Origin of the sequence: Streptomyces sp. NPDC006512 (genome assembly GCF_040611935.1) — a bacterium.
In the GTDB taxonomy this organism is placed as follows: domain Bacteria; phylum Actinomycetota; class Actinomycetes; order Streptomycetales; family Streptomycetaceae; genus Streptomyces.
The window spans coordinates 1-20,123 of the sequence record NZ_JBEXPG010000061.1 but is presented as its reverse complement, the minus strand read 5'-3'; the positions used below and the strand labels follow the sequence as shown (position 1 = coordinate 20,123).

22 protein-coding genes and 1 tRNA gene are annotated in these 20,123 nt (G+C 73.1%); 12 read left to right on the top strand and 11 right to left on the bottom strand.

Features of this window, described 5'->3' with window-relative positions:
* Window positions 1–31: 31 nt before the first annotated feature.
* Window positions 32–601 carry an acetate uptake transporter gene (locus ABZZ17_RS31985; protein WP_356881318.1) on the bottom strand — a complete coding sequence of 190 codons (570 nt, stop codon included), beginning with the start codon at window positions 599–601 and terminating at the stop codon, window positions 32–34.
* Window positions 602–700: 99 nt separating this feature from the next.
* Window positions 701–1,231: a universal stress protein gene (locus tag ABZZ17_RS31980; protein WP_356881316.1), complete on the bottom strand. Its 531-nt coding sequence runs from the start codon at window positions 1,229–1,231 to the stop codon at window positions 701–703.
* A 499-nt stretch (window positions 1,232–1,730) separates the two neighbouring features.
* Between ABZZ17_RS31980 and ABZZ17_RS31975 the strand changes: the two genes are divergently transcribed.
* The 4 genes from ABZZ17_RS31975 to ABZZ17_RS31960 all read left to right on the top strand — a co-directional run bounded on the left by ABZZ17_RS31975 (window position 1,731) and on the right by ABZZ17_RS31960 (window position 4,412).
* Complete coding sequence (locus tag ABZZ17_RS31975; protein ID WP_356881313.1) at window positions 1,731–2,009, top strand: hypothetical protein; 279 nt, start codon at window positions 1,731–1,733, stop codon at window positions 2,007–2,009.
* A gap of 376 nt (window positions 2,010–2,385) precedes the next feature.
* On the top strand, window positions 2,386–3,558 hold the full coding sequence (locus ABZZ17_RS31970; RefSeq protein ID WP_356881311.1) for a helix-turn-helix domain-containing protein: 1,173 nt from the start codon (window positions 2,386–2,388) through the stop codon (window positions 3,556–3,558).
* 82 nt (window positions 3,559–3,640) lie between these two features.
* On the top strand, window positions 3,641–4,243 hold the full coding sequence (gene orn / locus ABZZ17_RS31965; protein ID WP_356881309.1) for an oligoribonuclease: 603 nt from the start codon (window positions 3,641–3,643) through the stop codon (window positions 4,241–4,243).
* Window positions 4,244–4,339: 96 nt separating this feature from the next.
* A tRNA-His gene (locus tag ABZZ17_RS31960) sits at window positions 4,340–4,412 on the top strand.
* A gap of 69 nt (window positions 4,413–4,481) precedes the next feature.
* Here the strand turns inward: ABZZ17_RS31960 and ABZZ17_RS31955 are convergent.
* The gene (locus ABZZ17_RS31955) at window positions 4,482–5,528 is read right to left on the bottom strand and encodes a LacI family DNA-binding transcriptional regulator (protein ID WP_356881307.1); all 1,047 of its coding nucleotides are present in this window, start codon (window positions 5,526–5,528) and stop codon (window positions 4,482–4,484) included.
* Between the two features lie 102 nt (window positions 5,529–5,630).
* Here ABZZ17_RS31955 and ABZZ17_RS31950 point away from each other — a divergent pair, with 102 nt between their 5' ends.
* From ABZZ17_RS31950 to ABZZ17_RS31935, 4 genes are read left to right on the top strand one after another with little or no spacing between them, the layout of a single operon-like run.
* Complete coding sequence (locus ABZZ17_RS31950) at window positions 5,631–6,959, top strand: extracellular solute-binding protein (RefSeq protein WP_356881305.1); 1,329 nt, start codon at window positions 5,631–5,633, stop codon at window positions 6,957–6,959.
* Between the two features lie 55 nt (window positions 6,960–7,014).
* Complete coding sequence (locus ABZZ17_RS31945) at window positions 7,015–7,971, top strand: sugar ABC transporter permease (protein WP_356881366.1); 957 nt, start codon at window positions 7,015–7,017, stop codon at window positions 7,969–7,971.
* Window positions 7,968–8,792, top strand: coding sequence for a carbohydrate ABC transporter permease (locus tag ABZZ17_RS31940; RefSeq protein WP_356881303.1), 825 nt, complete (start codon window positions 7,968–7,970; stop codon window positions 8,790–8,792). The genes ABZZ17_RS31945 and ABZZ17_RS31940 overlap by 4 nt, the downstream gene beginning before the upstream one ends.
* Window positions 8,789–10,129, top strand: coding sequence for a GH1 family beta-glucosidase (locus ABZZ17_RS31935; RefSeq protein WP_356881301.1), 1,341 nt, complete (start codon window positions 8,789–8,791; stop codon window positions 10,127–10,129). The genes ABZZ17_RS31940 and ABZZ17_RS31935 overlap by 4 nt, the downstream gene beginning before the upstream one ends.
* Before the next feature lie 21 nt (window positions 10,130–10,150).
* Here the strand turns inward: ABZZ17_RS31935 and ABZZ17_RS31930 are convergent, their stop codons facing one another.
* Window positions 10,151–10,969, bottom strand: coding sequence for an NAD(P)H-binding protein (locus ABZZ17_RS31930; RefSeq protein ID WP_356881298.1), 819 nt, complete (start codon window positions 10,967–10,969; stop codon window positions 10,151–10,153).
* Window positions 10,970–11,090: 121 nt separating this feature from the next.
* Between ABZZ17_RS31930 and ABZZ17_RS31925 the strand changes: the two genes are divergently transcribed.
* Window positions 11,091–11,588 carry a MarR family transcriptional regulator gene (locus ABZZ17_RS31925; RefSeq protein WP_356881296.1) on the top strand — a complete coding sequence of 166 codons (498 nt, stop codon included), beginning with the start codon at window positions 11,091–11,093 and terminating at the stop codon, window positions 11,586–11,588.
* Window positions 11,589–11,706: 118 nt separating this feature from the next.
* Window positions 11,707–13,008: an MFS transporter gene (locus ABZZ17_RS31920; protein WP_356881294.1), complete on the top strand. Its 1,302-nt coding sequence runs from the start codon at window positions 11,707–11,709 to the stop codon at window positions 13,006–13,008.
* Window positions 13,009–13,050: 42 nt separating this feature from the next.
* On the opposite strand, the gene ABZZ17_RS31915 is transcribed toward ABZZ17_RS31920, so the two are convergent.
* From ABZZ17_RS31915 to ABZZ17_RS31895, 5 genes are all read right to left on the bottom strand, one after another.
* Window positions 13,051–13,350 carry a hypothetical protein gene (locus tag ABZZ17_RS31915; RefSeq protein ID WP_356881292.1) on the bottom strand — a complete coding sequence of 100 codons (300 nt, stop codon included), beginning with the start codon at window positions 13,348–13,350 and terminating at the stop codon, window positions 13,051–13,053.
* An 88-nt stretch (window positions 13,351–13,438) separates the two neighbouring features.
* Window positions 13,439–14,080, bottom strand: coding sequence for a disulfide bond formation protein B (locus ABZZ17_RS31910; protein WP_356881290.1), 642 nt, complete (start codon window positions 14,078–14,080; stop codon window positions 13,439–13,441).
* 11 nt (window positions 14,081–14,091) lie between these two features.
* On the bottom strand, window positions 14,092–14,256 hold the full coding sequence (locus tag ABZZ17_RS31905; RefSeq protein ID WP_356881288.1) for a DUF5993 family protein: 165 nt from the start codon (window positions 14,254–14,256) through the stop codon (window positions 14,092–14,094).
* Window positions 14,257–14,314: 58 nt separating this feature from the next.
* Entirely contained in the window at window positions 14,315–15,712 is a 1,398-nt protein-coding gene (locus tag ABZZ17_RS31900; protein ID WP_356881286.1) for a HAMP domain-containing sensor histidine kinase, read from the bottom strand.
* The gene (locus ABZZ17_RS31895; protein WP_281206476.1) at window positions 15,709–16,395 is read right to left on the bottom strand and encodes a response regulator transcription factor; all 687 of its coding nucleotides are present in this window, start codon (window positions 16,393–16,395) and stop codon (window positions 15,709–15,711) included. The genes ABZZ17_RS31900 and ABZZ17_RS31895 overlap by 4 nt, the downstream gene beginning before the upstream one ends.
* A gap of 78 nt (window positions 16,396–16,473) precedes the next feature.
* Here ABZZ17_RS31895 and ABZZ17_RS31890 point away from each other — a divergent pair, with 78 nt between their 5' ends.
* Window positions 16,474–17,037 carry a hypothetical protein gene (locus tag ABZZ17_RS31890; RefSeq protein ID WP_356881284.1) on the top strand — a complete coding sequence of 188 codons (564 nt, stop codon included), beginning with the start codon at window positions 16,474–16,476 and terminating at the stop codon, window positions 17,035–17,037.
* A 37-nt stretch (window positions 17,038–17,074) separates the two neighbouring features.
* On the opposite strand, the gene ABZZ17_RS31885 is transcribed toward ABZZ17_RS31890, so the two are convergent.
* Both ABZZ17_RS31885 and ABZZ17_RS31880 read right to left on the bottom strand, forming a co-directional pair.
* Window positions 17,075–17,962: a fused MFS/spermidine synthase gene (locus ABZZ17_RS31885; protein ID WP_356881282.1), complete on the bottom strand. Its 888-nt coding sequence runs from the start codon at window positions 17,960–17,962 to the stop codon at window positions 17,075–17,077.
* A 25-nt stretch (window positions 17,963–17,987) separates the two neighbouring features.
* A complete protein-coding gene (locus tag ABZZ17_RS31880) occupies window positions 17,988–18,434 on the bottom strand; it encodes a hypothetical protein (protein ID WP_356881280.1) in 447 nt (148 codons plus the stop codon).
* Between the two features lie 260 nt (window positions 18,435–18,694).
* On the opposite strand from ABZZ17_RS31880, the gene ABZZ17_RS31875 reads away from it, so the two are divergent.
* Window positions 18,695–20,017: a tetratricopeptide repeat protein gene (locus tag ABZZ17_RS31875; protein ID WP_356881278.1), complete on the top strand. Its 1,323-nt coding sequence runs from the start codon at window positions 18,695–18,697 to the stop codon at window positions 20,015–20,017.
* The last annotated feature ends 106 nt before the right edge of the window (window positions 20,018–20,123 follow it).

The following is a 20,123-nucleotide window of genomic DNA, read 5'->3' as shown; positions in this document are numbered from 1 at the left end:
TCCTCCGGGGGCCGCTCCGCGTGCGTTCTTCTCAGCCGGCCGCGACCGCGCCGCGGCGGGAGGACCTGCCGAGCGCCGTCGGCCAGTGGGCCAGCGCCGCGGTCGCCCCGTACCAGGCGAGCAGTCCGGCGACCGCCGCCACCCAGCCCGCCGCCTTGGCCAGAGCGCCGCTGTCGGCGAAGGCGCCTATCGCGAGGAGCACCAGGGAGAGGGTGAACAGGGCGTAGACGCCCTGGCCGAAGAGCCCGCCGGCGGCCCCCACCGTGAGGGTCAGCCCGAGGAGGGCGAAGAGGACGAGGAACGATCCGGCGGCGTCCGCCGAAACCTTTCCGTCGGCTCCGGCCGCCCAGGTGAACCAGAAGGCGCCGAGGCCCGCGAACGCCGTGCCGTTGAAGCCGTTGCCGCCGCGGAATTCGAGGATCCCGAGGACGAACAGGGCGAGACCGCCGACGTAGGTGGCGAGTGACACGGAGTTGGCCGCGGTCACGCCGTCGATGATCCCGGTGTGGCCGATACCGAACGCGAGAAGGGTGAGACCCAGGGCGATGTGCCCCAGGGTCGAGGTCGAGGCCGTGCTTCCCGCAGAGACACCATTGTCCACGGCGGGCTCCCTTCGATCTGCAGTTGTTTGCTGCGTCCCAGCAGCATTTATCTACCCTTTACATGGGGGTTCACAACCGCACAACCGACGTACAGTGGGTTACGGAATGACAACAACGGGTCGCTGCGCCCGCTTCGCCAGCCGTCCCGCCACCGAGCCGAAGATCCGGCCCACGATCCCGTGCGTCGAGCCGACCACGATGGCGTCCGCCGAGTACTCCCGGCCGACCTCCTCCAGCTCGTGGCAGATGTCCCCGCCCCGCTCCACCAGGATCCACGGGACCTCGGCCAGGTAGTCCGCGCAGGCCAGCTCCAGCCCCAGCACCTCGGTGCGGTGGTCCGGGACGTCCACGAAGACGGGCGGCTCGCAGCCGGCCCACACCGTGGTCGGCAGCCGGTTGGCCACGTGCACGATGATCAGACCGGAACCGGAGCGCCGGGCCATCCCGATGGCGTACGCGAGGGCTCGCTCACTGGACGTGGAGCCGTCGAAGCCCACCACCACCCCGTGCCGGAAGGCAGGGTCGCAGGGGTGGCGTGTCTGTTCCACCGCGCGCAGGTCGGCCGAAACGGAGTCGGCGGCGGGTTTGCGCTTGCGGTCCGCGGGTTCGGAGAATTCGTGACCGGCCATGGATGTCTCGGCGAAGGATCCTCGAGGGAAGCGACAGGGACGTTTGGGGCGAAGCGGATTCTTGACGACGCCGACTTTGGCGACACAGGGTGACGGGGCTCTGTCCGGGAACCATCTTCCCAAGCCCTTACCCACCAGGGTACGGCGACACTCCTGTCCTGCACAGGGCATGCCGCCCTTGGAGAGCGTCCCAGGGAGCATGCCGGAGCCTCGCCGCCTTGGCAATGGCCGCTGTCCCCTACAGGCAGTGACGAAGGACCCTTCTGCCACCCGTGCGCGCAGTGACCGCACGGCGCCGCGGGCCGTTGGACAGGCGTCCGACCGTCCAGGAAGAGCCCGCAGGGAGTACGCCGTGCCCGGCCATCCGGTTCACCCCGTCCAGCCCGCTCCGCCGACGCAGTCCGTCCTGTCCGCCCCTTCTCCCTACACCTCCGCCCCTCCCTCACTTCACCCGTCCGTGCCACCCGGCAGGACGTCACATGACGACCCGGCGGGTGACGTGGTCCGATGGGCCGCCTTCAGCTGCCTGCTCGTCCCCGTGGTCCTGGTCGTCTACGGGACCTCGTACGGCGGGGCCGCCGTGGCGACCCTGGGGCTGGCCGCCGTCACCGCCGCCTGCCGGGTGCTGCTGCGCCACTCCGAGAAGACCGAACGGGCCGCCGCCCGGGTGCTCGCGGAGGAGCCGCTTCCGTCCGGCCACCGCGGCCGCCACTCGCGCACCGGGGCCGGCTCGCACCGCGGTTGTCACGGTTCCGGAGGCGTCCCCCCTCAGGACTGACCGGTTCGCACGTACACACCCGATGGTTTTCAGCCAACTTCCCGACCGGGTGCCCTCCTTGCCGGAATGTCCCCCCAACCCCCCTACCACCAGCGACTACAGAGCCCGAGGGACGTCGTGACCCTACGGGTACTGGCCATGGCCGGACAGGACGCTTCCCACCCGGGTAGCGGAGTGGAACGCTTCCTGATCGAATGCTTTTCGCCAAGTTGCCAAGTCGACATAGCGCTGCGTGCTGAACTTGTCACGCCGACACCACGGGACGCAGTAGATTCGATCATGTATTTACGGCGGGGGATCCACGTGCAAGGCCGAGGGGAAACGTGCAGGTGCGACCAGACCAAGGAGTCGCGACACCCAAGGGGGGCTTAGCGCCATGAGCCAGGATTCCACCGCCGTCGTCGCGGACGCGGGCCGGAAACTCGCGGGGCGTCGCCGCAGGGAGATCGTCGCGGTGCTGCTGTTCAGCGGCGGACCGATCTTCGAGAGTTCCATTCCGCTGTCCGTGTTCGGCATCGACCGGCAGGACGCGGGCGTTCCACGCTACCGACTGCTCGTGTGCGCCGGGGAGGACGGTCCGCTGCGGACCACCGGCGGACTCGAACTGACCGCGCCGTACGGGCTGGAGGCGATCGCCCGGGCAGGCACGGTCGTCGTTCCGGCCTGGCGGTCCATCACTTCACCGCCACCGCCCGAGGCGCTCGACGCACTGCGTCTGGCGCACGAGGAGGGGGCCCGGATCGTCGGTCTGTGCACGGGAGCCTTCGTGCTCGCCGCCGCCGGACTGCTGGACGGCCGGCCCGCGACGACGCACTGGATGTACGCGCCGACGCTCGCCAAGCGGTACCCGTCCGTCCACGTCGACCCGCGCGAGCTGTTCGTCGACGACGGCGACGTGCTGACGTCCGCGGGCACCGCGGCCGGAATCGACCTGTGCCTGCACATCGTGCGCACCGACCACGGCAGCGAGGCGGCCGGGGCCCTGGCCCGCAGGCTCGTCGTCCCGCCGCGGCGCACGGGTGGCCAGGAACGCTACCTCGACCGGTCGCTGCCCGAGGAGATCGGCGCCGACCCGCTCGCCGAGGTCGTCGCCTGGGCACTGGAACACCTCCACGAGCAGTTCGACGTGGAGACGCTGGCCGCCCGCGCCTACATGAGCAGGCGCACCTTCGACCGGCGGTTCCGCTCGCTCACCGGCAGCGCGCCGCTCCAGTGGCTGATCACCCAGCGGGTGCTCCAGGCACAGCGGCTGCTGGAGACCTCCGACTACTCGGTCGACGAGGTCGCCGGACGCTGCGGGTTCCGTTCGCCCGTCGCGCTGCGCGGTCACTTCCGGCGGCAGCTGGGGTCCTCCCCGGCCGCCTACCGCTCGGCCTACCGGGCACGCCGCCCGCAGACCGACGTCAGCCCGGTGACCCAGATCTCGGACGTCCCGGTGCCGCACCAGCGCACTCCGCAGCCCCAGCGGGCAGCGGCGGCCCTGGCCGCCTCCGGTCCGAGCGTGACGGAGCTGTACGCCCCGGGCAGGGTGCTGCGCGAGCACGCGTAACGCCCTCCGGGCCCCGCCCGAACAAGGTCCCCCGCACCGGTCGAGCACCGGTGCGGGGGACCTTCGGCATAAGGTGGGGCGCATGAACGATCGCATGGTGTGGATCGACTGCGAGATGACCGGGCTCTCGTTGACGGACGACGCACTTATCGAGGTGGCCGCACTGGTCACCGACTCGGAGCTCAACGTGCTCGGCGAAGGCGTGGACATCGTGATCCGCCCGCCGGACGCGGCCCTGGAGACCATGCCGGACGTGGTGCGCGAGATGCACACCGCTTCCGGGCTGCTCGACGAGCTGGCCGCCGGCACCACCCTCGCCGACGCCGAGGCGCAGGTCCTGGCGTACGTACGGAAGCACGTGAAGGAGCCCCGCAAGGCGCCCCTGTGCGGGAACTCGGTCGGCACCGACCGCGGGTTCCTGCTGCGTGACATGGGCGCGCTGGAGAGCTACCTGCACTACCGGATCGTGGACGTGTCCTCGGTCAAGGAGCTGGCGCGCCGCTGGTACCCGCGGGCCTACTTCAACAGCCCGCCGAAGAACGGCAACCACCGGGCGCTCGCGGACATCAAGGAGTCCATCGCCGAGCTGCGCTACTACCGCGAGGCGGTCTTCGTCCCGCAGCCCGGGCCCGACTCGGACACGGCCCGCTCCATCGCCGCCAAGCACGTCGTGCCCGGCGAGTAACACCTCCCGGAGGGTGGGCGCGGGGAAAGGGGGGAGCGAGCACCCTCCCGGACCCTGTACCCTTTTCTTCGGCCGGTCGTTCTGCGACCGGACATGGTGGGTGTAGCTCAGTTGGTAGAGCACCTGGTTGTGGTCCAGGTGGCCGCGGGTTCAAGTCCCGTCACTCACCCTGCGGGAAGGCCCCGGTACGCGGAAGCGGACCGGGGCCTTCTGCATGTCCGGCCGACCTGCCGGCGCGCTACGAGGACTCCCGGACGACGAGCTCCGTCGGCAGGACCACCGCCCGCTCCCCCGGCCCCTCACCCGCGCCGTCCCGCAGACCCGCTATGCGCTCCAGCAGCACCCGCGCCATGGTCCGGCCCATCTCCTCGATCGGCTGGCGGACGCTGGTCAGCGGCGGATCCATGTGGCGGGCCACCACCGAGTCGTCGAAGCCGACGAGGGCCACGTCCAGCGGAACCCTGCGGCCGGCCGCGCGCAGCTCCCGCAGGGCGCCCGCCGCCATCACGTCCGAGGCGGCGAAGACGGCGTCCAGGGCGGGGCGGCACGCCAGCAGTTCGCGCATGGCCCGGCGGCCGCCGTCCTCGGTGAAGTCCCCGACCGACACCAGCAGCTCGTCGACGGGGTGACCGGCGGCGGCCAGGGCCTGCCGGTAGCCGTCGAGGCGGCACTGGGCCCCGTACACGTCGAGGGGCCCGGTGATGGTGGCGATGGCGCGGCGGCCCCGCCCGAGGAGGTGGCGCACGGCCCCGGCCGCACCCGCCAGGTTGTCGGAGTCCACGCTGGGGAGGGTCTCGGCGGCCGACCGGCGGCCGCTGATCACCGCCGGGATGCCCAGTTCGGCCAGCAGCTCCGGCAGCGGGTCCCCGGCGTGCACGGAGGCCAGCAGGACGCCGTCGACCCGGTGTCCGGACAGGTACTGCGCCAGCCGGCGGCGCTCGCGGTCACTGCCCGCGAGGGTGAGCACCAGCTGTACGTCGGTCTCGGCGAGGGTGGCTCCGACGCCGCGCACCACGTCGGAGAAGTAGGGCTCCGAGAAGAAGCGGGCCTCCGGCTCGGGGATGACGAGCGCGATGGCATCGGTGCGGTTGGCGGCCAGCGCCCGGGCGGCCCGGTTCGGTACGTACCCCAGCTCGGCGACGGCGGCCTCGACGGCCTCCCGCGTACGGTCGCTGACCTTGGTCGATCCGTTGATCACCCGGGAGACGGTGCCCCGCCCGACCCCGGCCCGGACCGCGACCTCTTCCAAGGTCGGCCGTCCTCCACTGCGCCCGTGCCCGTTCATGGCTTCCTCCCGGCTGTGAATCTACCCCTTGACGACTGTGGGAGCGCTCCCACACTGTGGCACACGACACTCGGCACGTTCCGTCCTTCAGGGAGGACCCAGATGCGAGCCCGAAGAAGACTCCTCACCACGGCCGGCGTGATCGGCGCGACCGCCCTCCTGCTCGCGGGCTGCGCCCAGGACCCGGAACCGGACGCCGAAGGCGGATCCGCCCCGGGCGGCGGCTCGGGGCGGACGACCCTGACGGTGGGCGTCTTCGGCGCCTTCGGGCTGCAGGAGGCGGGGCTGTACGACGAGTACATGGCGCAGAACCCGGGGATCCGGATCGAGCAGACGTCCATCGAGCGGAACGAGAACTACTACCCGCAGCTCCTGACCCACCTGGGCACCGGCAGCGGACTCGCGGACGTCCAGGCCGTCGAGGTCAACAACATCGCGGAGATCACCGCGACCCAGGCGGACAAGCTGGTCGACCTCGGCAAGGCGGCCGGGGTGGACAAGGCCGCGTACCTGCCGTGGAAGTGGGCGCAGGGCACGGCGCCCGCGGCGAAGGGCGGGGCGACGGTCGGCCTCGGCACCGACATAGGCCCGCAGGGCATCTGCTACCGCAAGGACCTCTTCGCGGCGGCCGGGCTGCCCACCGACCGGGCGGCGGTCGGCGCGCTGTGGGCCGGTGACTGGAACAAGTACCTGGAGGCGGGCCACGCCTACCGGGCGAAGGCAGGCGACGGCAAGGCCTTCGTGGACTCGGCGTCGGGCGTGATGGCGGCCGTCACCGGGAGCAGTGCCCAGCGGTACTACGACGAGCGCGGCGAGGTCGTCTACAAGACCAACCCGGCGGTGCGCGGGGCCTTCGACCTCGCGGCCTCCTTCGCCTCCGGGGGGCTGAGCGCGAAGCTCCAGCAGTTCACGCCCACCTGGGACCAGGGCTTCGCCAACGGCTCCTTCGCGACGGTCTCCTGCCCGGCCTGGATGCTCGGGTACATCCAGGACAAGGCGGGCCCGGCGGGCAAGGACAAGTGGGACGTGGCCCAGGCGCCGAAGCCCAGCAACTGGGGCGGGTCGTTCCTGGTGGTGCCGAAGGCGGGCAAGCACACCGAGGAGGCCGCGAAGCTGGCCGCGTGGCTGACGGCCCCCGCGCAGCAGGCGAAGTTGTTCGAGAAGCGCGGGAGCTTCCCGAGCGCGAGCGCCGCGTACGCGCTGCCCGCGGTGGCGGGCGCGCAGCACGCCTACTTCGGCGGCGCTCCCATCGGGGAGATCTTCGCGCGGGCGGCCGAGGGGGTGCCGGTCACGGTCATCGGCCCGAAGGACCTGGTGATCGCGCAGAACCTGGCGGACATCGGGATGCTCCAGGTCGACCAGAAGGGCCGCAGCCCGCAGGAGGGCTGGGACGCCGCGGTGAAGGCCATCGACAACGCGCTGGACCGGTGAGGTCCCGGTGACGGAAGAGACCGCCGTACTGGCCCCGTCCGTCCCCTCCCGCCGTGTGCGGAAGGGGACGGACGGGGCCGGGGGCCCGGGGTCCGACCGGCGGCAGGCCTGGCGCTCGCGCCGCTACCGGTGGGACCTGCGCTGGAGCCCGTACGCCTTCGTGGCACCCTTCTTCCTCTTCTTCGCCGCCTTCGGGCTGTTCCCGCTGCTGTACACGGGCTGGGCGGCGCTGCACCAGGTGGAGCTGACCGATCCGGACACGATGACGTGGGTGGGGCTGCGGAACTTCACCCGGCTGTGGGACGACGCCTTCTTCTGGAACGCCCTGCGCAACACGGTCACCATCGGGCTGCTGTCGACGGTGCCGCAGCTGGCGATCGCGCTGGGGCTGGCCCACCTGCTGAACTACAGGATGCGCGGCTCGGCCTTCTTCCGGGTGGTGGTCCTCACCCCGTACGCGACCTCGGTCGCCGCGGCGACGCTCGTGTTCGTGCTGCTCTTCGGCCGGGACTACGGGATGGTCAACTGGGCGCTGTCGGCCGTCGGTTTCGGTGCCGTCGACTGGCAGAACGGGCCGCTGGCCTCCCAGCTGGCGGTGTCCGCGATCGTGGTGTGGCGGTGGACGGGCTACAACGCGCTGATCTACCTGGCGGCCATGCAGGCGGTGCCCGGAGAGCTGTACGAGTCGGCGGCCCTGGACGGGGCCTCGCGGTGGCAGCAGTTCGTCCACGTGACGGTGCCCTCGCTCCGTCCGACGATCTTCTTCACGTGTGTCGTCTCGACGATCGGGGCCACGCAGCTGTTCGGCGAGCCGCTGCTGTTCAACGCGGGGGCGGGCGCCACGGGCGGCTCGGACCACCAGTTCCAGACGCTGGGGCTGTACCTGTACGAGCAGGGCTGGGTGAACCTCCATCTCGGACGGGCCTCGGCGATCGCCTGGGCTATGTTCCTGATGCTGCTGCTGATCGCGGGGGCCGCACGGCTCCTGCGGGGACGGGGGGCCGGCCGGTGAACTCACTGCGCGCGGGGAGGCTGACGTACGTCGTCCTCGCCCTGTTCACGGCCGGGTCGCTGTTCCCACTGGTGTGGACGGCGATCGTGGCGTCCCGGAGCAGCACGCGGCTGGCGCAGACCCCGCCGCCGTTCTGGTTCGGCGGGAACCTGGGCCGCAACCTGCGAATCGCCTGGACCGACGCCAACATGGGCACCGCCCTGCTGAACACGGTCCTCGTCGCCGGTACCGTCGCGGCCGCGACCGTGGTGCTGTCCACGCTGGCGGGCTTCGCCTTCGCCCGGCTGCGGTTCCGGGGACACCGGGTGCTGCTGTCGCTGGTGGTCGGGACGATGCTGATCCCGCCGCAGCTGAGCGTCGTCCCGCTGTACATGCTGGTCGCCGAGCTGTCCTGGACCGACCGGCTCCAGGCGGTGATCCTGCCGGCGCTGGTGTGCGCCTTCGGGGTGTTCTTCATGCGTCAGTACCTGGCCCAGGCGCTGCCGATGGAGCTGGTGGAGGCGGCCCGCACCGACGGGGCCGGTTCGCTGCGGGTGGTGTGGCACGTGGTGTTCCCGGTGGCCCGCCCGGCGATGGCGGTCCTCGGGATGCTGACCTTCGTGATGGCGTGGAACGACTTCTTCTGGCCGATCGTCGCGCTGACCCAGAACGGCAGCCCGACGGTGCAGGTGGCCCTGACGGGGCTGGGCCGGGGCTACGTCCCCGACCAGTCCGTGATCATGGCGGGCGCGCTGCTGGGCACGCTCCCGCTGCTGCTGGTGTTCGTCGTGTTCGGCCGCCAGATCGTGGGCGGCATCATGCAAGGAGCGGTGAAGGGATGAACGGCGTGGGGGACTTGCGATTCCCGGAGGGCTTCCTCTGGGGGGCGGCCACGGCCGCGTTCCAGATCGAGGGCGCGGCCGGACTGCGCGGGCCGTCGATCTGGGACACGTTCTGCCGTACTCCGGGCAAGGTGCACGGCGGTGACACGGGTGACGTGGCCACGGACCACCACCGGCTGTGGCGCGAGGACGTCGCGCTGATGGCAGAACTCGGTCTGGGCGCGTACCGATTCTCGGTGTCCTGGCCGCGCGTGCTGTCGGGCGGGATCGGTTTCTACGACGCGCTCGTGGACGAGCTGCTGGCCCACGGGATCACGCCCTGCGTGACCCTGTACCACTGGGACCTGCCACAGCACCTGGAGGAAGCCGGCGGCTGGCCCGCCCGGGAGACGGCCCACGCCTTCGCCCGGTACGCGGAAACGGTCGCGGACGCCCTGGCCGACCGGGTCGGGCTCTGGACCACACTCAACGAGCCCTGGTGCAGCGCCTTCCTCGGCTACGCCTCCGGGGTCCACGCCCCCGGCCGCACCAGCCCGGCCGACGCCCTGCGCGCCGCCCACCACCTGAACCTGGCCCACGGGCTGGCGGCCGCGGCCCTGCCCTCCGGGGTCCGGACGGGCATCGCGCTCAACCCGAGCGCGGTACGGCCGCTGACCGGCTCGACGGGTGACCTGGACGCGCGGCGCCGCATCGACGCCCTCGCGAACCGCGTCTTCACCGGCCCGCTGCTGCACGGCGCCTACCCCGACGACCTCCTCGCGGACACGGCGGCGCTGACGGACTGGTCCTTCGTCCGGCCGGGCGACGAGGCTCTCATCCATCAGCCGCTGGGCTTCCTGGGCGTGAACTACTACACCCCGACGGTCGTTTCGGCCTCCTCCCCCGGCGGCCCCCGCGCCGACGGACACGGGGCCAGTGGGCACTCCCCCTGGCCGGCGGCGGACGGCATCGCCTTCCACCAGCCCCCGGGCGAACGGACCGACATGAACTGGTCGGTGGACCCGACCGGCCTCTACGACCTGCTGATGCGCTTCACCGCCGAAGCCCCGGGCCTGCCCCTGCTGGTCACCGAGAACGGGGCCGCGTACGCCCCGGACCTGCACGACCCGCAGCGCATCGGCTACCTGCGCGAGCACCTGTCGGCGATCCACCGTGCGATCGGGGACGGCGCCCCGGTCGGCGGGTACTTCCTGTGGTCGCTGATGGACAACTTCGAGTGGTCCTACGGGTACAGCAAGCGCTTCGGCATCGTCCACGTCGACTACGAGACCCAGACCCGCACCCCCCGCTCCAGCGCCCGCTGGTACGCCCGCCTGGCCCGGACGGGCACGCTCTGACCTCCGCCGCCTCCCGGCGGGCTAGTTGAACGCGGCGGCATTGTCCTCGGCCCAGGTTTCGAAGGACCGGGCCGGATGGCCGGTGAGCTGCTCGACGGTGTCGCTGGTGGCGGCGGGCAGGCCGTCGGAGGCCTCCCAGTACCCGAGGAGGGCGTCGGCGTAGGGGCCTGGCAGGTGGCCGTCCACATCGGCCTTCCACTGCTCGGGGGTGACGCTCTCGTAGGGCAGGGTCCGGCCGAGGACGGAGCCGAGTATCGCGAGCTGGGTCACGAACGTCAGGGAATGCGGCCCGGTCAGGGTGTGGGCGCCTCCCCCGCGGGCGGGGTCGGTCAGGACGGTGAGGGCGGCCTCGGCGATGTCGCTCTCGTGGATCGGGGCCGAATGGGCACCGGGGTAGGGCAGCCGGACGGGCCGGCCGGAGTTGAGGGACCAGGACCAGCCCCGGGCGTTCGCCGAGAAGGCGCCCGGCCGCAGCAGGGTGGTGCGCAACGGGGAGGCCAGCAGGGCCTCTTCGACGGCGAGGTGGGCGGCAGCCAGGGGGTTCACGGCGGCGTCCTCCTTCAGTACCGAGGAGGAGGACAGGAGGACGACGTGCTCCACCCCGGCGGCGCCCGCCTCCCGGACGAACGCGTCGATGCCTGCGGCCTCGGCGTAGAGGAAGACGGAGCGGACCCCGGCCAGGGCGGCCGGGAAGGTATCGGGATCCGCCAGGTCGCAGCGCACCCCGTCTGGGGTGTCCGGCTCGCGCGAGGCGAGGCGGTACGGGACACCGCGCTCGGAGAGGAGTGCGGTGAGGCGACGGGCGACGGCGCCGCGGCCGCCGGTGACGAGGATCGACATGCTGAGCTCCTGCTGGTGAGGGGGCCGATGACACGGACCCCGGTAAGCTGAGTACGTGACACAGACTCTGCGCGATACATTCTCTGTGTCACGCAATTAAATCTGAGGCATGGAGAAACCGATGTCAACCGATTCCCCCCGTACGGGTGAGTGGAGCCGCGCCGAGCTGCTCGCGCGCATCGTCACCGAGAGCCAGCGGCACTACGCCGACTACTCGCTCTTCAGCCAGGCGATGGCCGACCACGTCGGCCTGCACCCCACCGACCTCCAGTGCGTCGGCCTCCTCGGCCTGGAGCCGGGTCCCGTGTCCACCGGTGACATCGCCCGCCTGACCGGCCTGACCTCGGGCTCCGCCACCCGTCTCGTCGACCGGCTCGTCAAGGCGGGCATCGTCGAGCGGCAGGCCGACCCGCACGACCGGCGCCGCTCCCTCGTCGCCCTCGCCCCCGCCGCGCGCGACCGGATCAACGCCGCCTGGGACACGCCCGGCCGGGCCTTCGGCGCCGTGCTGGACCGCTACTCCGACGCCGAGCTGGCGGTCATCGGCGACTACCTCCACCGCGCCGCCGAGGTCGGCCGGGCCCAGGCCCACCGGCTGAACTCCGCGGATCCCGCCTGATCACGCCCCGCGCGGGGGCTACCGGGGCTCCCGTTCCCGCACTACCGTGCCGCCCAACGGGCAACGACGCGCGCCGGAGACACGGGAGGGTCGGCGTGCGGCTGGAGGTTGCCCGCCCATGCCCGACCACACGCCCTCACGCACCCCCGACCCCCCGCGCACCCCCGACCCCTCACGCCTCCCCGACCCCCCGCGGACACCCGCACAGACCCCCGGCCCCGCCCCCGCCCCCACCCCCGCCCCGAGCGGTTTCCGCGGGGTGTTCGCGCTCGGCGGCCCCGCCCTGCCCGTCTTCGCGTTCCTCGCGCGGCTGCCCGCCGCGCTCTGCCCCATCGGAACGCTGCTGCTCGTCAACCAGCGCGACGGCATCGGCGACGCCGGCACCGTCGCGGCCGCGCTCTGGCTGGGCCAGGCCCTGGGCGGCCCGGTCATCGGGCGGCTCGCCGACCGGCGCGGCCACCGTCCGGTGCTGCTCACGGCCTGCGCCGCGAACGCGGCCGTCCTGACCGCCCTGGTCGTCGCCGTCCTCGGCGGGCTGCCGCTGGCGGCCCGGACGGGGCTGGCCGTGGCGGCCGGGCTGACCGTCCCCCAGGTCGGTCCGCTGGCGCGGGTCCGCTGGGCCCGCCTGGCCGGGGGGAACAAGGCCCTGCTCGGCTCCGCCCTGTCCTTCGACACCACCCTGGACGAGGTCGGCTTCGTGGTCGGGCCCGCACTGGCCGGGATCCTCGCGATGACGGTGCACCCGGCCTCGGCGCTGGTCCTGGCGGCCGTCCTGATCCTGGCGTTCGGAACCCTGTTCGCCGTACACCCGACCGCGCCGGGGCCGGTCGCGGCAGCGGCCGGGCGGTCCCGCGTACGGCTGTGGTCGCCGGGCCTGGTCCTGCTGTTCGCCTTGGCTTCGCTCCAGGGCGCGGCGTGGAGCGGCGCCAACACGGGCGTCAACGCGCTCGCCGCCGCGCTGGGCCGGCCGGGCACGGCGGGGCTGGTGTGGGCCGCGATGGCGGTGACCAGCTCCCTCGCCGGGCTCGCGACCGTGGCCCGGCCGGGCGCGGCCGACCTGACCGGGCGGCTGCGCCGCTCGATCGGGATCCAGGCGGTGCTGACGCTGCCGCTCCTCGCGGTGTCCGGGCCGGCCGGGGCCGCCCTCGCGGTCGCCGGTATCGGGCTGGCCGTCGCCCCGCACCTCATCGCCCTGTTCGGGCTGGTGGAGCGGGTCGGCCCGGCGGAGCGGATGGGCGAGGCCATGACGGTGGTGGGCAGCGGCCTCATCGTGGGGCAGGCCCTGGCCGCCGCGGTGGCGGGGCCGCTGGCGGCGGCGTACGGCTACCGGGCCGCGTTCGCCGTCTCGTGCGCGGCGGTGACCGTCTCGGCGGCGCTGGCCCTCGCGACGGCCGGCCGGGACCGGTTCAACCCCGCCTGAAAGCCCCTCACCGACCGCCGCCGACCGAACCAGCCGCCGCCCTCACCGGCCGCCGCTCATCGCGGCGAGCCCCTTCGCCAGGTCCTCGGCGTTCATGACGGGGGCGACCTCGACCTCGGCGTTGAACTGGAGGAAGAGGTCCTCCACCAGGGACGGCATCAGCGAGCTGTCCTTGAGGTCGAAGACCATCCAGCAGGACCGCACGCCCTCGTGCAGTCCGAAGTAGGCGGCCTCCGGCTTGACCGTGTCCATCAGCTTCTTGATGGTCTGCGGCAGGGATCCGGTCTTGATGCCCTCGTTGGTGGCAGCGGTGTCCATGTGGGCGCGGAGCATGACTCTCATGCGCGGCTCCTTCCGTCACGCCCACACTCCGTGCGGGACGGGGACGCGGCAACATCTGCGCCCCCGTCCGGGCCCGCGGCGGCACCTCCTAGCCGAGGACGCCGATGTCGTGGAAGAACTGGTAGCGGGTCGGGTCGTCCGGCAGGAACCAGTGGAAGCCCTCCTCCAGGAAGACGGCCACCAGGTTGGCGATGATCACCAGCCCGAGGAAGCCGAGGGCGGCCGTCCCCACGATCCGGTACCGGCCGGGGATGTTCGCCGGGACGGCGCGGTCGGCCGTCACGTGGGCGAAGGCGAGGACGACGCCGATCGCGAGGACCGAGGCGGTGAAGAGGAGCCACGCCCACACGTACAGGTGCAGCCCGAACAGTTCGCTGCCGTAGCCCTTGTCGCCCGGCAGGACGTGCAGCATCGTCTGCCGCCACGCCGCGAAGGACCCTCCGGTCGAGGCGATCAGTGCCAGGCCCCACCCCGTCATGTAGTGCCGGGAGGTCACCGTTCCGGTCCACAGCGCGGTGCGGATGATGTACGCCGCCCCGAGCGCGGCCAGCAGCATGAACATCCGCTGCACGATGCAGAGCGGGCAGGGGAACTCGTGCAGGCCGAACTGGTAGAAGAGCCCGCCGCAGACGACGGCCGTCCAGCCGACGGCGAAGGTGCACGCGAACCAGTACTGGGCCCGCCCCAGCAGTCCGCTGTCGCGCTGGGTCTCGGGGGCGAGGGTGCTCATCGTGACCACGGTCAGTAGCTCAGGGTGAGGGCGAGGCCGCCGGTGACGTGGTGCGCCGTCAGCAGGACCACGGCGAGCAGCACGACCCACCAGGCAGCGAGCACCACCGCCCGGGACGTCTCCCGGTACATGGCGATCAGGGTGGCGAGGAGGCCGCCGAAGATGAGGGTGTCCATGGGGCGGACCGTACCGACCTGCGGACTTGCCTCCCACGAGGCGCGCCCCCGGGGTACGTCAGTTGCCCCGCCGTTTGCGCCGGCCACGCCGTCCGGAGGCGCCGCGGTCCCCGCCGCGGGCCCGGTCGTCCAGGGCGATCCACACCCGTACCTCGGTCCCGCCGAGCACCGAGCGGCCCAGCCGGACGTCACCGCCGGTGGATTCCGCGACGCGGCGCACGATGTCCAGGCCGAGTCCGGTCGAGCCGTCGCGGCCGCCGTCGTTGCCGCGCCGCAGGGCGGCGTCCGGATCGGCTATGCCGGGTCCCGCGTCGGAGACGAGGACGATGACGGCGTCCCCCGCGTCGTGGACGTCGACGGCGAAGGGGGTGGCCTCGGGGGTGTGCCGGAAGACGTTGCCGAGCATGGCGTCGAGGGCGGCGGCGAGCTCGGGCCGGGCGACGGGGACCCGTACGACGCGGTCCACGCCGGCGAGCCGGACCTCGCGGCCCTCGTCCTCGGCGAGCGCCGACCAGAAGCCCATCCGGTCGCGGATCACCTCGGAGGCGTCGCACCCGGCGCCCGCGCCGGCGGCCGCGCCGGCCAGCCCCTGGGAGGCGGGCCGCTGTTCGCGGGCGGTACGGATGATCGTGTCGACCTCCCGCTCCAGCTGTTCCACGGCGGCCCGGGTGTGTTCGGCGGCGGGACCGTCGCCGAGCGAGGCCGCGTTGAGCCGCAGCACGGTCAGGGGCGTGCGGAGCCGGTGGGAGAGGTCGGCGGCGAGTTCCCGTTCGTTGGCGAGGAGTTCCACGACCTGGTCGGCCATCGAGTTGAAGGCGACGGCCGCCGAGCGGAGTTCCTTGGGGCCGTCCTCGGGCACCCGTGCCCCGAGCCGCCCCTCCCCCAGCTGGTGCGCGGCGTCCGCGAGCCGTTCGGCGGGCCGCACCAGGCGGGCGCCGAGCCGGTCGGCGACGGCGACGGAGCCGACGATCAGGGCGAGGCCGACGCCGGCGAGGACGAGCCAGGCGGTGGTGACCCCGTTGCTGACCTCGTTCTCGGGGACCAGGATCTCGATCACCGCGATGTCCCCGGAGCCGAGGGCGGTGGGCTGGAGCACGGCGTAGTCCCCGCCGGTGACGTGGGCGGTCGTCGCCCGGCCGAGGCCGCGGACCTCGGCCACGACGGCCGCGCCCGCCCAGCCGTCGCCGATGTCGACGGGGGCGGCGGCGCCGATGGCGGGCACGTGGACGGCCATCCGTCCGGAGGCGCCCATCTGCGTGGATTCGACGGCCTTGCGCAGCTGCACCGGGTCGGTGGTGATGGACAGGGTGGGCCCCATGGTGGCGGCCTGCCGTTCGGCGTTGGAGATGGCCCGGTCGCTGGCCATCTCCTGGACGACCATGCCCAGCGGGACGGCGAAGGCGACGACCACCATCACGGTGACCGCGAGGCACACCTTGACCAGGGCCCATCTCACGCCGGCGGCTCCAGCTTGACGCCCACGCCGCGCAGCGTGTGGAGGTAGCGGGGGCTGGCGGCGGTCTCGCCGAGCTTGCGGCGCAGCCAGGACAGGTGCACGTCGATGGTCTGGTCGTCGCCGTACGACTGCTGCCACACCTCGGCGAGCAGTTCGCGGCGGGCGACGACCACCCCGGGCCGTCCGGCGAGGAAGGCCAGCAGGTCGAACTCGCGCCTGGTGAGGTCGAGGACGGCCCCGTCGAGTTCGGCCTGGCGGCGCAGCGGGTCGATGGCGAGTCCGCCGACGCGCAGCACGCGCGAGGGGGGTTCGGCGCCGGCGGCGCGGGCACGGCGCAGGACGGCGGCCATCCGGGCGGAGAGGTGCTCGACGGAGAAGGGTTTGGTCAGGTAGTCGTCGGCGCCGTCGTTGAGGAGCCGGACGATCTCGGCCTCGTCGTCGCGCGCGGTGGCGATGATGACGGGCACGTCGGTGATGCCGCGGAGCATCTTCAGCGCCTCGGCTCCGTCGAGGTCGGGCAGGCCGAGGTCGAGTATCACCACGTCGAAGCGGTGGTGGGCGACCTCGCGCAGCGCCTCCAGGGCCGTGCCGACGCTCCGCACGGTGTGGGAGGCCTCGGTCAGGTGCCGGATCAGGGCGGAACGTACGAACTGGTCGTCCTCGACCACGAGCACACTAGCCATGGCCGCACGGTAGTCCATTCGGGGGACCCCGGGAGGTGGCGGGCCACCTGTTGGGCGGGTGGTGCAGGATGTCCCCTGATGCGACGAGGACTTGTACACGCCATGGCCTGGATCCTGGCGACCGCCGCGGCCGTGACCCTGTCGTGGTGGGGCGTCCGCACCGTCATGTCCGGGACGGCCTACGATCCTCCGCTCGCCGTTCCCCTGACGACGCTGCCGCTGTCGTCCTCGACGCAGGGCGCGGAACCGCCGGGTTCCCCGTCTCCGTCGGCTTCGCCGTCGTCCTCGCCGTCGCCGTCCGCGACGCCCTCCGCGTCGGCTTCTCCGTCGGACTCCGCCCCTTCGGACTCCGCCCCGGCGGCGAAGCCGAAGTCCCCGCCGCCGGCCGGCTCCGGGCCGTCGCGGGGGCCGGACACGAGCGGCCGGGTCAAGGGGTACTCGGTCACGGGCGGCCGGGTCGTCTTCGATCTCGGGACCGCCTCGGCGGAGCTGGTGTCGGCGACGCCGGAGGCCGGCTGGCGGATGCAGGTGTGGAAGCAGGACGTGTGGATCCGGGTCACCTTCACCCGGGACGGGCGGGAGTCGTCGGTGTTCTGCACCTGGCACGACACCGCCCCGCGCGTCGAGTTCGACGAGCGCTGAAACCGGCCCGCCCGAAGGCTCCCTACCGGAACGCTCCCTACCGGAACACCGAGGGCGGCGGCTGCGGCGAGGCGACCGCCGAGGCGTCCCCGACGGGGGCGGCGCCACCCGTGAAGTCGGCGAGGGCCCGGCCGTGTTCCACCCGCCCGGGGTGCGGGTCGCTCGCCACGCGCCGGGTGAACTCGGCGACCGGCAGTTCCCGGTCGGCGGCGACGAGCACCGCGTTGCCGAAGCGTTTCCCCCGCCACACCACCGGGTCGGCCGCCAGCGCCAGCTCCGCGAACCGGGAGGCGGCCGTGGCGATCTGGCTCCGCAGGTGGGTCAGCGGCGGACCGTCCGCGAGGTTGGCCACGTACCAGCCGGTGGGCGCGAGGGCCCGGCGTACGTCGTCCAGGAACTCGGTGCTGGTCAGGTGGGCCGGGGTGCGGGCGCCGCTGAAGACGTCGGCGATGACGAGGTCGGCCCAGCCGTCGGGGACCTTGGCCAGGCCCGCCCGGGCGTCCACGGCCCGGACCCGGATCCGCGCCTGGGGGTCCAGCGGCAGGTGTTCGCGTACGAAGGCCACCAGGGCGCCGTCGATCTCGACGACCTGCTGGGTGGAGCGGGGGCGTGCGGCGGCGGTGTAGCGGGCCAGGGTGAAGGCGCCGCCGCCCAGGTGCACCACGTTCAGGGGCTGCCGGGCGGGCGCGACGAGGTCGATCAGGTGCCCGATCCGGCGCTGGTACGAGAAGTCCAGGTACCCGGGGTCGTCCAGGTCCACGTGGGACTGGGGGGCTCCGTCGATCAGCAGGGTCCAGGCGCGGGAGCGCTCGCGGTCGGGCGCCAGCTCCGCCAGGCCGCCGCCCACCTGCCCGGTGACGGGCTCCGCGCCCCCGCGCGGGCCGCCGCCGCCCCTACTGCCCTTGCCTTTGCCCTTGCCTGCCACGCCACCATTATGGCTGGTCAGCGCCTCAGCGGCAGTTGTCGGCCGCTTCGATGAGCCGGGCGGCCTCGCCGAGCGCGGCGCGCAGCACCGCCGGGTCGGTGACCGGCCCGACGGCATCGGGCGGGAGCAGCCAGCCGGTGACGCCCGCGGTGGGCGAGGCGGCGTCGCCGAAGCACAGGCCCGGGGCGGGCGAAGCGGCATCGCCGAAGCGCATGCCGCGTCCGTTGGTCTGGGTACAGGCGCTGCCGGGCAGGTCCCACGCGTCGGCGGTGCCGGGCGGGACGAGGAAGCCGAGGGTTCCGCCGGAACCGTCGTGCAGGACGGGGCCGACGCCGGGGGCGGCGAGACCGGCGCCGCGCCGGATGATGTCGACGGCCTCCAGTCCCTGCCGGGCGGGCACGGTCACCAGGTCGGGGGCGTCGACCGCGGTCGCGCCGGGCTCGGGCGCGGTGTTCGTTCCAGTGTTGTCCATGCCGGCCTCCGCCAAGGGAACCCCTCCTCGATCCGTATCCGCATGGGTTCAACGCACGGGCGCGTCAACAGGTGCGGCGGCAAGACGCCGCAAAGGATGGCAGTTCATGGCGGATCGCGGGTGAGATATCCGTTTTGTAGCCAAACATCGCGTGAACGGGCCCTCGCTGGCGGTACGTTCATGCGCGCCGGAGCCCTTCACCGGGCGAGTACAACCGGGATCCACTGAGATTGCCGAGCTTGTCCAGAGAGGCCACGTCCATGGCGGCGTCCCCCCACTCACCCAACTCCTCCTTCCGGCGGCTGCGCGGAGCTCACTCCCCGGCCGAGTTCGCGGCCATGGTGCGCCGGGCCGCGCGGGAGATCGGCGAAACGGTTTCCTGCGACGCCCGTTACATCGGCCGGGTCGAGTCGGGCGAGATCCGCTGCCCCAACTACGCCTACGAGCGGGTCTTTCTGCACATGTTCCCCGGCCGCACGCTGGCCGACCTCGGCTTCTCCCCCCGCGAGACGGTACGCGGAAGGTCCGCGCAGCGCGCCGTCCCCGAACCGCCCGCCCTCACCCACCTCATCCACCGTTCCAAGGAGAGCGACGTGCTGCGTCGCGCGTTCATGGCGGGCGGCTCCGCGACCGTGGCGGCCGCGACGCTCAGCCTCACCCTGCTCGGCGACACCCGCCGGCTCCCTTCCCGCGCCGGCGAGGCCGAGGCGGCCGCCGTCGAGGACGCGGTGCGCCAGATCCGGCTCCTGGACGACCGGCACGGCGCGGACGCCCTCTACCGGCGTGCGGCCGGACCTCTGCGCACCGCGTACGCCCTGCTCGACGCGGGGGCCTCCCGGCAGTCCACCGAGGACCGGCTGCACGCGGGCGCCGGGGAACTGGCCGTCTCGGTGGGCTGGCTGGCCCATGACTCGGGCCGCTTCGAGGACGCCCGCTCGCACTACGCGGAGGCGCTGGCCACCGCCCGGGTCGCGGGCGACCCCGGGCTGGAGGCGCACGCGTTCAGCAACATGGCCTTCCTGGCCCGGGACTGCGGCCGGCCGCGCGAGTCGGTACGGGCCGCGCAGGCGGGCCGGCGCGCGGCCCGCTCGCTCGGCTCCCCCCGGCTGCTGTCGCTGCTGGCGCTGCGGGAGGCGGGCGGCTGGTCGGGGCTCGGTGACCGCAGGGCCTGTGAGGACGCCCTGTCCCGGGCGCACGTCGAGTTCTCGCGGGGCCCGTCGGCGGCCGATCCGGAGTGGATGTCCTTCTTCGGCGAGGCCGAACTGGAATCGCTGGAGTCCCGGTGCTGGGCGTCGCTCGGCGAGTACGCGCGGGCGGCCCGGCACGCCCGCCGCGCCGCCGACCTCCAGGACCCGCACTTCGCGCGGAACGTGGCCCTCTACACGGCCGAGCTGGCCGACGACCTGGCCCGCGCGGGGGCGCCCGACGAGGCCGCCTGGGCGGGCGGCCGCGTCCTGGACCTGCTCACCGAGGTCCAGTCGACCCGGATCCGGTCCATGGTCGCGGGCACGGCCCGGATCCTGGTCCCGCACCAGCGCTCGCCGCGCGTGGGCGCCTTCCTGACCCGGCACGCGTCGGCCTGACCCCGGTCACGCCCCTAGGGCCTGTCGTCAAACTCCCGTCTGCCCCGCGACGCCTGGCACGCGCTCTCGCCGCACCGGGCGAAAGCCAAGTACGTCCAGTACGCGG

Excerpts from the sequence above, each read along its gene's own strand:
- ABZZ17_RS31980 (WP_356881316.1), bottom strand. The coding sequence starts at position 1,231 with ATGGCCGGTCACGAATTCTCCGAACCCGCGGACCGCAAGCGCAAACCC.
- ABZZ17_RS31970 (WP_356881311.1), top strand. The coding sequence starts at position 2,386 with ATGAGCCAGGATTCCACCGCCGTCGTCGCGGACGCGGGCCGGAAACTC.
- orn (WP_356881309.1), top strand. The coding sequence starts at position 3,641 with ATGAACGATCGCATGGTGTGGATCGACTGCGAGATGACCGGGCTCTCG.
- ABZZ17_RS31955 (WP_356881307.1), bottom strand. The coding sequence starts at position 5,528 with ATGAACGGGCACGGGCGCAGTGGAGGACGGCCGACCTTGGAAGAGGTC.
- ABZZ17_RS31950 (WP_356881305.1), top strand. The coding sequence starts at position 5,631 with ATGCGAGCCCGAAGAAGACTCCTCACCACGGCCGGCGTGATCGGCGCG.
- ABZZ17_RS31935 (WP_356881301.1), top strand. The coding sequence starts at position 8,789 with ATGAACGGCGTGGGGGACTTGCGATTCCCGGAGGGCTTCCTCTGGGGG.
- ABZZ17_RS31930 (WP_356881298.1), bottom strand. The coding sequence starts at position 10,969 with ATGTCGATCCTCGTCACCGGCGGCCGCGGCGCCGTCGCCCGTCGCCTC.
- ABZZ17_RS31925 (WP_356881296.1), top strand. The coding sequence starts at position 11,091 with ATGTCAACCGATTCCCCCCGTACGGGTGAGTGGAGCCGCGCCGAGCTG.
- ABZZ17_RS31920 (WP_356881294.1), top strand. The coding sequence starts at position 11,707 with ATGCCCGACCACACGCCCTCACGCACCCCCGACCCCCCGCGCACCCCC.
- ABZZ17_RS31915 (WP_356881292.1), bottom strand. The coding sequence starts at position 13,350 with ATGAGAGTCATGCTCCGCGCCCACATGGACACCGCTGCCACCAACGAG.
- ABZZ17_RS31910 (WP_356881290.1), bottom strand. The coding sequence starts at position 14,080 with ATGAGCACCCTCGCCCCCGAGACCCAGCGCGACAGCGGACTGCTGGGG.
- ABZZ17_RS31905 (WP_356881288.1), bottom strand. The coding sequence starts at position 14,256 with ATGGACACCCTCATCTTCGGCGGCCTCCTCGCCACCCTGATCGCCATG.
- ABZZ17_RS31895 (WP_281206476.1), bottom strand. The coding sequence starts at position 16,395 with ATGGCTAGTGTGCTCGTGGTCGAGGACGACCAGTTCGTACGTTCCGCC.
- ABZZ17_RS31890 (WP_356881284.1), top strand. The coding sequence starts at position 16,474 with ATGCGACGAGGACTTGTACACGCCATGGCCTGGATCCTGGCGACCGCC.
- ABZZ17_RS31880 (WP_356881280.1), bottom strand. The coding sequence starts at position 18,434 with ATGGACAACACTGGAACGAACACCGCGCCCGAGCCCGGCGCGACCGCG.
- ABZZ17_RS31875 (WP_356881278.1), top strand. The coding sequence starts at position 18,695 with ATGGCGGCGTCCCCCCACTCACCCAACTCCTCCTTCCGGCGGCTGCGC.